The 11937-nt window shown below is 72.8% G+C and carries 2 protein-coding genes; both read left to right on the top strand.

Going from position 1 to position 11937, the window contains the following annotated elements:
- Nucleotides 1–198: 198 nt before the first annotated feature.
- On the top strand, nt 199–11721 hold the full coding sequence (locus AB0B02_RS26220; protein WP_357304515.1) for an amino acid adenylation domain-containing protein: 11523 nt from the start codon (nt 199–201) through the stop codon (nt 11719–11721).
- Complete coding sequence (locus tag AB0B02_RS26215) at nt 11718–11936, top strand: MbtH family protein (protein WP_281939074.1); 219 nt, start codon at nt 11718–11720, stop codon at nt 11934–11936. Before AB0B02_RS26220 ends, AB0B02_RS26215 begins: the two co-directional genes overlap by 4 nt.
- The last annotated feature ends 1 nt before the right edge of the window (nt 11937 follow it).

The raw sequence follows: 11937 nt of genomic DNA, 5'->3' as shown, positions 1-11937 counted from the left end.
AGTCGATGATGATCAAAGCATTTATTGACTTCTATATCGCTACCAGAGGCGTCGGACGAGGTCAAGCCTTGACTGCCATCGATGGGCGCTCTAGCTTCGAGGCATTCCAGGAGGCTGCTCGCCGGGACAATTTTCGACCACCGCAGGGGGATTCGAGCGGCACCGCTGCCGACGTGATCGGCGAGCTTGAGGAGCGCTATGACGGACACTGCGACGGAGCGTGCCCGGCACTCGGGGCGGACCAGCGCGACGTTGCCGCAGATGTTCGAGGCACAGGTGATCCGTACGCCCGGCGCGGAAGCCGTGGCGGCTGGCCACGACCGCCTGACCTACGGCCGGCTCGACGAGCGCGCCAACCGGCTCGCCCGCCTGCTTGTCGAGCGAGGCGCGGCGCCCGGCCGCATCGTCGCCCTGGCGCTGCCGCGCTCGGTGGACCTGGTCGTCGCCGTCATCGCGGTGCTCAAGACCGGCGCCGCGTACCTCCCGCTCGACCCGGACTACCCACCGGATCGCCTGACGTTCTTCGTCTCCGACGCGCGGCCGGCGTGTGTGGTGACAACCGGGGCGAGCGGTGTGGGCCTGCCCGCCACCGCGACGGTCATCGAGCTCGACCACCCGGAGACGGTGGCCCGTCTGGCCGAGCTTCCCGCCGACACGCTGAGCGTCGACGAGACCGGCGGCAGCCTCACCCCCGAGCACACCGCCTACGTCATCTACACCTCCGGGTCGACCGGCCGCCCCAAGGGCGTCGCCGTCGCGCACCGCAACGTCATCCGGCTGTTCGCCACCGACGCACCGTGGTCCGGTCTCGGTGACGACCAGGTGTGGACGCTGTTCCAGTCGTACTCGTTCGACTTCTCCGTGTGGGAGATGTGGGGACCGCTGTCGCACGGCGGCCGGCTGGTGGTCGCCAGCCGTTCGGACACCCGCTCTCCGCTGGACTTCCTACGACTGCTCGCCGCCGAGGGCGTGACCGTGCTCAGCCAGACGCCGTCGGCCTTCGCCGAGCTGTTGGCCACCCGCACCGTCGCCGCCGAGCTGTGGGCGTCACTGGCCCTGCACACCGTCGTTCTCGGGGGCGAGGCGCTGCCCGCCCAGACCGTCCGGGACCTCCACGAGACCCGGCCGGACTGCCGCATCCTCAACATCTACGGGCCGACCGAGACGACGGTGCACGCGACCACCTGCTTCGTCGACCCGGAGATGGGGGTGCCGCCGATCGGGCGGCCGGTCAACGGCGCCCGCGTCTACGTGCTCGACCCGGCGCTGCGGCCGGTGCCACCCGGAGTCGACGGCGAGCTCTACATCGCCGGCGCCGGGGTGGCGCTCGGTTACCTGAACAGACCGGCGTTCACGGCGGAGCGGTTCGTGGCCGACCCGTACCATCCGGGCGGCGGCCGGATGTATCGCACCGGCGACATCGTCCGATGGCGGCCCGACGGCGTGCTCGATTTCGTCGGCCGCGCCGACGGGCAGGTGAAGGTGCGCGGCTTCCGCATCGAGCTCGGCGAGGTCGAGGCGGTGCTGGCCACCCACCCCGGCGTCGCACAGGCCGCGGTGACCGTACACGAGGTCCAACCCGGCGACCAGCGCCTCGTCGGGTACGTGGTGCCGGCCACCGACGCCGCCGGCACCCAGGAGGTCGCGGCGGAACTGGTCGGCGAGTGGCGCGACGTCTACGACGATCTCTACTCCGGTCGGTCCACCGTGCCGGCGCCGCTCGACGACGACTTCAGCGGCTGGAACAGCAGTTACGACGACGCGCCGATCCCGCTGGAAGCGATGCGGGAGTGGCGCGACGAGACCGTCACGCGGATCCGTGCGCTGCGACCCCGCCGCGTGCTCGAGATCGGAGCCGGCAGCGGCCTGCTGCTGGGGCCGCTGGCGCCGCACACCGAGGAGTACGTGGCGACCGACTTCTCGGGTCCGGCCGTCACCGCGTTGCGGACCCGGACAGCCGCCGATCCGACGCTGGCGGGCCGGGTGCGGGTACGCGAGCAGGCCGCCGACGATCCGACCGGCCTGCCGGAGGCTCACTTCGACGCCGTGGTGGTGAACTCCGTCGTCCAGTACTTCCCGAGCGCCGACTACCTGGTCGACGTGGTCACCATCGCGCTCCGGTCGGTCCGGCCGGGCGGTGCGGTGTTCCTGGGCGATCTGCGCAACCTCGCGCTGGTGCGCTGCTTCCACGCCGGTGTCCGGCTGGTCGACACCCCGGCGTTCGCCGACGTCGACCAGGTCCGGCAGCGACTCGACCACGACATCGACCTCGAACGGGAACTGCTTGTCGACCCACGGATGTTCACCGACGCCGCAGCCGCGTTCCCCCTGCTGGGCGCGGTCGACGTGCGGCTCAAGCGGGGACGCCACGACACCGAGCTGAACCGCTACCGCTATGACGCCGTGCTCTACCGCGCCGGCGGGCCGGATCCGGCGGCACCGGCCGAGACCACCTGGCGGTGGGACATCGACGTCTCGTCGGTGGCGGCCCTGGTGGAGCGGCTGGCCGGCGTCGGCGAAGCGGTACGCGTCACGGGTATCCCCAACGCGCGCGTCGCCGCCGACGCCGCCGTGGCGCGTGTCGTGGACGCCGGACGGGTCTGGGTCGACGCGGTGGCCGCCGCGTACGACGCGGGCGGCGTGGACCCGCAGGACGCGCTCGACGCCGTGCACCGGGCCGGGCGCGTGGCGGCCGCCCGATGGTCGGCGGAGGACGTCGACCGGTTCGACCTCGACATCGCCGCCGGCACGACGGCAGACAGTCCGCCCGGCACCGGCATGGCGGTGGCCGTCGCGCCGGCCGCGCCCGGTGGCCGGCACGCGGCCACCGCGTTCACCAACCGCCCGCTCGGGGGTGATCCCGGCCGCCTGCTCGTCGGCGCGCTGCGCCAGCATCTCCGCCAGCGGTTGCCGGACTTCATGGTGCCGGTCGTGATGGTGGTGGAGTCGTTGCCGCTGACCCCGAACGGCAAGCTCGACCGGGCGGCGCTACCGGCACCCGAATTCGGTGTCACCGGCGGCGCCGAAGCGCGCACACCCCAGGAGGAGGTGTTGTGCGGCCTGTTCGCGGAGGTGCTCGGGTTGTCCTCGGTGGGCACCCGGGACAACTTCTTCGACCTGGGCGGGCACTCGCTGCTGGCGACCCGCCTGGTGAGCCGGGCGCGCTCCACCCTCGGTGTGGAGCTGGAGGTGCGGACGCTGTTCGAGGCGCCAACGGTAGCGGGGTTGGCGTCGCGGCTGGACGCCAACCGACTGTTGCGCCCGGCCCTGACACCGCGGGCCCGGCCACGCGTGGTGCCGCTGTCGTTCGCGCAGCGCCGGCTGTGGTTCCTGCACCGCCTCGAAGGCCCCAGCCCCACCTACAACATCCTCTTGCCGCTGCGGATCACCGGCACGTTCGACCGCGCCGCGCTGCGGGCCGCGTTGACCGACGTGGTCGCCCGCCACGAGAGCCTGCGCACGCTCTACCCGGAGGTCGACGGTACGCCGTCCCAGTTGGTCCGGCCGCCGGACCGAGCCGGGGTGGACCTCACCGTCACGCCGGTGACGTCGGAGACGCTGGAAGCGGTGTTGCAGAGGGCGGCCCGCTACTCGTTCCAGCTCGCCTCGGAGCCACCCGTGCGGGGCGACCTGCTGGTGCTCGCGCCGGATGACCACGTGCTGCTCCTCAACGTGCACCACATCGCCGCCGACGGCTGGTCGATGGCGCCGCTGGCCCGCGACCTGTTCACCGCGTACGCCAGCCGGACGCAGGGGCGTGCGCCCGGCTGGCGGCCCCTTCCGGTGCAGTACGCCGACTACGCGCTCTGGCAGCAGGAGCTGCTCGGCGCCGAGAACGACCCGGACAGCCTGGCCGCCCAGCAGACCGACTACTGGCAGCGGGCGCTGGCCGGCCTGCCCGACCGCATCGCGCTGCCCACCGACCGGCCCGTCTCGGCGCTCTCGTCCTACGAGGGCGACCTGCTCGACTTCAGTGTCGACGCGCGGCTGCACGAGCGGATCGTCGAGGTGGCCCGGTCGTCCGGCGCGACCGTGTTCATGGTGCTGGTGGCCGGCCTGGCCGGGCTGCTCTCGCGGCTGGGTGCGGGCCGGGACGTGCCGATCGGCACCCCCGTCGCCGGGCGGCTCGACGAGGCGCTCGACGACCTGGTCGGCTTCTTCGTCAACACGCTCGTCATGCGGGTCGACCTGAGCGGGGACCCGTCGTTCGCGGACCTGCTCGAACGCGTCCGCGGCACGGCGCTGGCCGCGTACGCCCATCAGGACGTGCCGTTCGAGCGTCTGGTCGAGGTGATCAACCCGGTCCGGTCGCTGGCCCACCACCCGCTGTTCCAGGTCATGCTCGCCCTGCAGAACGCGCCGGAGGCCGGCTTCGAGCTGCCCGGCGCGCAGGTCACGTTCCAGCCCGTCGGCACCGCGACGTCCCGCTTCGAGCTGTTCTGGAACGTGGTCGAGCGCCACGACGCCACCGGGCGGCCGACCGGCATGGACGGCATCATCGAGTACCGCAGCGACCTGTTCGACCGGGCCACGGTGGGCGTACTCGCGCGGCGTTGGATCCGGTTGCTGGCCGCGGCGGTTGCCGATCCCGACCGTCGGCTCGGCGCGCTCGACCTCCTCGAACCGACCGAGCGGGCGGATCTCGCCGCGTGGAACGACACGATACGGCCGGTGCCTGCCGAGTTGCTGTACCAGCGGGTGGAGGCGCAGGTGACGCGGGCGCCGGAGCGGATCGCGGTCGAGTCCGACGGCGAGCGGGTGACCTACGCCGACCTCAACGCGCGCGCCAACCGGCTGGCCCGCCTGCTCGTCGCACACGGCGCCGGCCCGGAACGCCTCGTCGGGCTGTTGATGCCGCGGTCGGTCGACCTGATCGTGGCGCTGCTCGCGGTGAACAAGACCGGCGCGGCCTACCTGCCGGCGGACCCCGGCTTCCCGGCCGAACGCGTCGACTTCATGTTCGACGACGGGCAGGTCGCCGCCGTGCTCACCGTCACCGCGCTGGCGGGCGGCGTGGACCACGACGTCGCGCCGGTGATCGTGGTGGACGCCGACGAGGTACGCGACCGGCTGCGCACCGTCCCCGCCGGAGACCTGGCCGATGCCGAGCGCACCGGCCGGCCGCATCCACTCAACCCGGTCTTCGTGCTCTACACCTCCGGCACCACCGGCCGGCCCAAGGGCGTCGTCATGCCGACGACCGTCATCGCCAACATGCTGCGCTGGCACGACGCGCACATCGGCGCCGACCCCGACGCCCGGGTGGCCCAGTTCACCACCGTCACGTTCGACGTGGCCACGCAGGAGGTCTTCTCGGCGCTCACCACCGGCAAGACGCTCGTGTTGCCGGCCGAGACCATCCGCCGGGACGCGGGTGCGCTGGCCGAATGGCTGGCGCGGCAGCGCATCCGGGAGTTCTACAGCCCGACGCTGGTCATCGAGGCGGTCTGCGAGGCGGCGAACGAGCACGACACGGATCTGCCGGCGCTGCGCGAGGTGTCGCAGTCCGGGGAGGCGCTGCTGCTCAGCAGGCAGATCCGTGACTTCATGCGCCGCGGTCCGCAACGCCGCCTGCACAACCACTACGGCCCGATCGAGGCGCACGTCGTCACCGCGTGCGAACTGCCGCCGGGCGTGGACGACTGGCCACCCGCGGCCCCGATCGGCCGGCCCATCGCGAACCAGCAGGTGTACGTGCTGGACCCGTGGCTGAACCCGGTGCCGCCGGGGACCACCGGTGAGCTGTACATCGCCGGTCGTGGCGCCGCTCGCGGGTACCTGCGACGCCGCGGGCTGACCGCCGAACGCTTCGTCGCCGACCCGTTCGGCGCGGCCGGTGGCCGCATGTACCGCACCGGGGACCTGGTGCGGTGGCGGCGCGACGGCACGCTGGAGTACCTGGGCCGCGTCGACCACCAGGTGAAGATCCGCGGTCATCGCGTCGAGCTGTCCGAGGTCGAGGCCGTCGTCACCGAGCACCCCGACGTCAACCAGGTCGCCGTCGTCGCGCACGACCGGCCGGGCGTCACCCAGATCGTCGCCTACGTCGTGCCCGCGCCCCACGCCGGGCTCGTCGAATCCCGCCTGCGTGACTGGATCAGGGACCGGCTGCCGGAGTTCATGGTGCCGGTCGTGATGCTGCTGGAATCCTTGCCGACGACCCCGAACGGCAAGCTCGACCGCTCGGCGTTGCCGGTACCCGAATCCGGTGCCACAAGCGCGGTGGCGGCGGCCCGCACACCGCAGGAGGAAGTGCTGTGCGGCCTGTTCGCGGAGGTGCTGGGCGTCTCGGCGGTGGGCGTCCACGACAGCTTCTTCGATCTGGGCGGCCACTCGCTTCTGGCCACCCGGTTGGTCAGTCGCGTGCGCTCCACGCTGGGAGTCGAACTGGAGGTGCGCAGGCTCTTCGACGCGCCCACGGTGGCCGGGCTGGCGACGGCGCTGGACCCGCACCGCTCGCTGCGCCCGGCCGTGGTGCCGATCGCCCGGCCGGACGTGGTGCCGCTGTCCTTCGCGCAGCGCCGGTTGTGGTTCCTGCACCGCCTCGAAGGTCCCAGTCCCACCTACAACGTGCCGGTGCCGATCCGCCTCGACGGGGCCGTGGACGAGGCCGCCCTGCGGGCCGCCTACCGTGACGTGCTCGAACGCCACGAGTCGCTTCGTACCGTCATCACGGACACCGACGGCGTACCGTCGCAGCGGGTGCTCCCGATCGGCGAGGTGGTGGCGCACGTCGAGACCGTCGGGGTGACCGCCGCCGGCCTGGCGGCCGCGCTCGTCGAGGCCGCCGGTCACCGGTTCGACCTGGCCGCCGAGCCACCCGTGCGGGCGTGGCTGTTCACCGTCGACGAGCACTCCTCGGTACTGCTGATCCTGATGCACCACATCGCGGGTGACGGCTGGTCCATGGCGCCCCTGACCCGCGACCTGCACACGGCCTACGCCGCCCGCGCCCACGGGCAACCGCCGGCCTGGACACCGCTGCCCGTGCAGTACGCCGACTACACGATGTGGCAGCACGAACTGCTGGGCGCCGAGGGTGATCCCGACAGCGTCTACACGCAGCAGGTGAGCTACTGGCAGGACGCGCTCCGGGGCCTACCGGAACAGCTCGTGCTGCCGGCCGACCGACCGCGGCCACCGGTCGCCGCGTACCACGGTGACGTGGTCGCCTTCACGCTCGACGCCGACCTGCACGCCGCGCTCGCCGCCACCGCCCGTGGTCACGGCGCCACCATGTTCATGGCGCTGCTGGCGGGACTGGCCGGGCTGCTGTCGCGGCTGGGCGGAGGCTGCGACGTGCCCATCGGCACCCCGGTGGCCGGCCGGCTGGACGAGGCGCTTGACGAACTGGTCGGGTTCTTCGTCAACACTCTGGTCCTGCGCATGGACACCAGCAGTGATCCGACCTTCGCCGACCTCCTCACGCGAGCCCGGTCGACCGCGCTGGCCGCGTACAGCCATCAGGACGTGCCGTTCGAGCATCTCGTCGAGGTGCTCAACCCGACCCGGTCCCTGGCCCACCAGCCGTTGTTCCAGGTCATGTTCGCCCTGCAGAACGCACCGGGCGGGCAGTTCAGGTCGGCTGACCTCGCGGCCGGCGCGCACGGGCCCCGCGTCGGCGCCTCCCGGTTCGACCTGTTCGTCAACGTCGCGGAGGAACGCGACGAGACCGGCGCGCCGGCCGGCATCTCGGGCATGGTGGAGTTCAACACGGACCTGTTCGACCGGGCCACCGTCGAGGCCCTCGCCGACCGCTACCGCCGCCTCCTCGCCGCCGCCGTCGCCGACCCCGGCATCCGGCTGGGCGCGATAGATCTGCTGACGCCCGCCGAACACGCCACGGTGCCCGACCCGGACGTCGCTCGAACCGTCGAGGTGGACGACGTGCTCACGGCGCGGGCGCGGGCGCTGGCCGCCGCACTGGGGATCGGCCCCGATGCCCGCGTCGCGCACGAGGCGACCGCCGGGCCCGCCGTGGCGCGAGCGCTGGCGCTCCTGGCCGCCGAAACCGGTGCGTCGCTGCTACCCGTGCCGACCGACTCGGCCGATCTCGACGGCTGGCTGCACACCGGACGCGTCAGTCACCTCATCACCACCCCGACCCGCCTCAGCGACCTCGACCCGGACGCGGCGCCCGCCGGCCTCAACGGCATCGCCGTCACCGGGGAGAACTGCCCTCCCGCGATGGTGACGGACTGGGCCGTCGGCCGGCGGTTCGTCAACGTGTACGGCACCGCCACGCACCCCTGGCTCACGATCAGCGACCCGCTCGAACCCGCCGCGGGCACCGCCGCGATCGATCCGCTGCCGATCGGGCGACCCGCTGCCGGTGAACGCCTCCACCTGCTCGACGCCTGGCGGCGGCCCGTGCCGCCGGGCGTCGCCGGCGACATCCACGTGCACGACGGCACCGGCCTGGCCGCGACCGGTGACCGTGGCCGGTTGCGCCCGGACGGGCAGCTCGACCTCTACGGCCCGACCGAACAGGTCGACGGCCTCGAACCGGGTCTGCTCCCCTGCCGTGTCGAGGCGGCCGTCGCGGACTACCCGGCGGTCCGGCGCGGCGTCGTCGTCCGCTCCGGCGAGGAGACGCCGCCGCGGTTCGTCGCCTACGTCGCCGGGCACGCCGGACATCACGTCGACGCCGCCGCACTACGGCGGCACGTGCCCGCCCATCTGCTGCCGTCGGCCACCGTCGTACTCGACGATCTCCCGCGGACGCCGTACGGGACGGTGGATCGGGCCGCTCTTCCGGCCCCCGCCGCCACCCCGTCACGCACCACCCGCGCGCCCGGCACGCCGCAGGAGGAGATCCTGTGCGACCTGTTCGCCGAGGTCCTGGGCCACCCCACCGTCGGCGCGGAGGAGAACTTCTTCACCCTGGGTGGGCACTCGTTGCTGGCCACCCGGTTGGCCGCGCGCATCCGGGCCGTGCTCGGCGTCGAGATACCGGTGGGACAGATCTTCGTGGCCCCGACCGCGGCCATGCTCGCCGAGCACCTCACCGACGCGGTCGCCACCACCCGGCCCGCGGTCCGGCCGATGCCCCGCCCCGCCGTCGTGCCGCTGTCGTACGCGCAGCGGCGGCTGTGGTTCGTGGAACGTCTCGGCGTGGCCGACGCCGCCTACAACGTGCCCATCGGGCTGCGGCTGCGCGGCGAACTCGACGTGCCGGCGCTACGGGCCGCGCTGACCGACGTGGTCGGCCGGCACGAGTCGCTGCGCACCACCTTCCCGGAGACCGCCGGCCACCCGGTGCAGCAGGTCCAGCCGGTCGACGGCCTCGCCGTGCCGATGACCGTGACACCCGCCGACGAGGCCGGCCTGGCGGAGGCGCTGGCCGTGGCCGCTGCCTACCGCTTCGACCTGGCCGCTGAGCTGCCGGTACGGGCGTGGCTGTTCACCGTCGACGCCCGGACTTCGGTCCTGCTGGTGCTGATACACCACATCGCGGGCGACGGCTGGTCCATGGCGCCGCTGACCCGCGACCTGCTCACCGCCTACACCGCCCGCAGCGACGGGCGGCCACCGGCCTGGTCGCCACTGCCGGTCCAGTACATCGACTACACGCTGTGGCAGCAGGAACTGCTCGGGGCCGAGGACGACCCCCACAGCCTCTACGCGGACCAGGTGGCCTTCTGGCGGGAAACCCTGCGTGGCCTGCCTGAACAACTCGTGCTGCCGGCCGACCGGGCACGGCCACCGGTCGCCTCCTATCGCGGTGGGGTCGTCACCTTCACCTTCGACGCCGACCTGCACGGCGCGCTCGTGGCCACCGCCCGCAGCGTCGACGCCACGACGTTCATGGTGCTGCTGGCCAGCCTTGCCGGGCTGCTCTCCCGGCTGGGCGCCGGTGACGACATCCCCATCGGCACACCGGTCGCCGGGCGCCTCGACGAAGCCCTCGACGACCTGGTGGGGTTCTTCGTCAACACACTCGTCCTGCGCGTGGACACCAGCGACGATCCGAGCTTCGCCGGCCTCGTCGAGCGGGCCCGGTCGACGGCGCTCGCCGCGTACGGTCACCAGGACGTGCCGTTCGAACACCTGGTGGAGGCCCTCAACCCGACCCGGTCCCTGGCCCACCAGCCGCTGTTCCAGGTTCTGCTCGCGTTGCAGAACGTGCCGTTCACCGGCTTCGGTCTGCCCGGTGTCACGGTGGGCGCGGAGCCGGTCCCGACGGCCAGCGCCAAGTTCGACCTGTCCTTCCAGCTCATCGAGCGCAAGGCGGCCGACGGCGCGCTGCTCGGGTTGGACGGCATCGCCGAGTTCCGGACCGACATGTTCGACCGCGCCACCGTCGAGGCCCTGGTCGGCCGCTGGCGCCAACTGCTCACCGCCGCCTTGGCGGATCCGGAGCGGTCCCTGTCGCGGTGCGACGGGGCCCGTGTGGTGGCGGCCGGGGCCGTCACACCGCTGGATCTCGGTCAGGTGCGCGCCGCGTTGCGCGGCGAGGCCGGTGTCCGCGACGTGGATCTCGCCCTGCACGGCGACGGCAGAGCCACGCAGGGGCTGTCGGCCTATCTGGTGGCCGATCCGGGCGCGACGCTGGACGTGGCGGCGCTGGGCGATCGACTGCGGACCCGGCTGCCCGCCCACCTGGTGCCCGCCGACATCACTGTCGTCCCCGCCGACGAGCCCGCGCCGGCGCCCGTGACCGGGGTCGGGGGTACCGCCGGCACTCCCCGCGAGGAGCTGCTGTGCGCGCTGTTCGCCGAGGTGCTCGACCGGCCGCACATCGGCCCGAACGACGACTTCTTCGCCGCGGGCGGGCACTCGCTGCTGGCCCCGACGTTGCTGCGGCGGATCGAGGAGACGCTCGGCACGCGGCTCAGCCTGCTGCACCTGTTCGAGACGCCGACCGTGGCCGACCTGGCCCGGCGGCTCGACGACGGCGACGGTCACCTCGACTCGTTCGCGACACTGCTGCCGCTGCGGCCCAGCGGCACGCTCCCACCGCTGTACTGCCTGCCGCCGGGCGCCGGTGTCGGCTGGTCGTACGCCAGACTCGCCCGGTTCCTCGAACCGGACCGGCCGCTGTACGCGTTGCAGTCACCCGGTCTGCACGGCGACCCGGCTCCGGCCGACATGCCGGCGCTTGTCGACAGGTGGCTGGCCGAGATCCGCGCGGTGCAGCCCGACGGCCCCTACCACCTGCTCGGCTGGTCGTTCGGTGGCATCGCCGCGCACGCGCTCGCGACCACCCTGCAGGCGGCCGGCGACACCGTCGAGCTGCTGGCGATCCTCGACACCTACCCGCAGAGCGCGTTCTCGACGCCACCGGCCATACCCTCCCGCGAGGAGATCCTGGCCGGCTTCCTCATGTTCGTCGGCGCCGATCCCGGTGACCTCGAGGAGATCACGGTGGCCGCCACGGTACGCCGGCTCCATGCCTCCGGTGGCGCGTTGTCCGGGGTGGACGAGGCCGGTATCGAGGCGGTGCTCGGCACGTTCGAGAACAACATCCGCCTCCAGTTCGGCTACCGACCGCAACGCTTCGACGGCGACGTGTTGCTGGTCGTCACGACCGCCAACCCGGTGGACGACTGGCCCGACCCGGCAAGCTGGCAGCCCTACGTCAACGGGGCGGTCCGCACGGTCGAGGTCGCCTCCACCCATCCACGGCTGCTCGAACCGGACGCGGTCGCCGCATTCGGGCCGGCGCTGGCCCGGGCGCTCAGCGCCGATCCGCACACCACGTCAAGGAGCCGAGAATGACCAACCCCTTCGAAGATCCCGACGGCCGCTTCGTCGTGCTCGTCAACGACGAGGACCAGCACTCACTGTGGCCGACGTTCGCCGACGTGCCCGCCGGATGGCGGGTGGTGCACGGTGAGGACACCCGCGAGGGCTGCCTGACCTACGTCGAGGAGCACTGGACCGACATGCGGCCACGCAGCCTGGTCGAGGCGATGGCCGAAACCGACACCTGAC

The organism is Micromonospora sp. NPDC049240 (assembly GCF_040647835.1).
GTDB lineage: Bacteria > Actinomycetota > Actinomycetes > Mycobacteriales > Micromonosporaceae > Micromonospora.
Note: the sequence above shows the minus strand (reverse complement) of the source record. Positions and strands in the feature narration are given on the sequence as shown.

Excerpts from the sequence above, each read along its gene's own strand:
- AB0B02_RS26220 (WP_357304515.1), top strand. The coding sequence starts at position 199 with ATGACGGACACTGCGACGGAGCGTGCCCGGCACTCGGGGCGGACCAGC.
- AB0B02_RS26215 (WP_281939074.1), top strand. The coding sequence starts at position 11,718 with ATGACCAACCCCTTCGAAGATCCCGACGGCCGCTTCGTCGTGCTCGTC.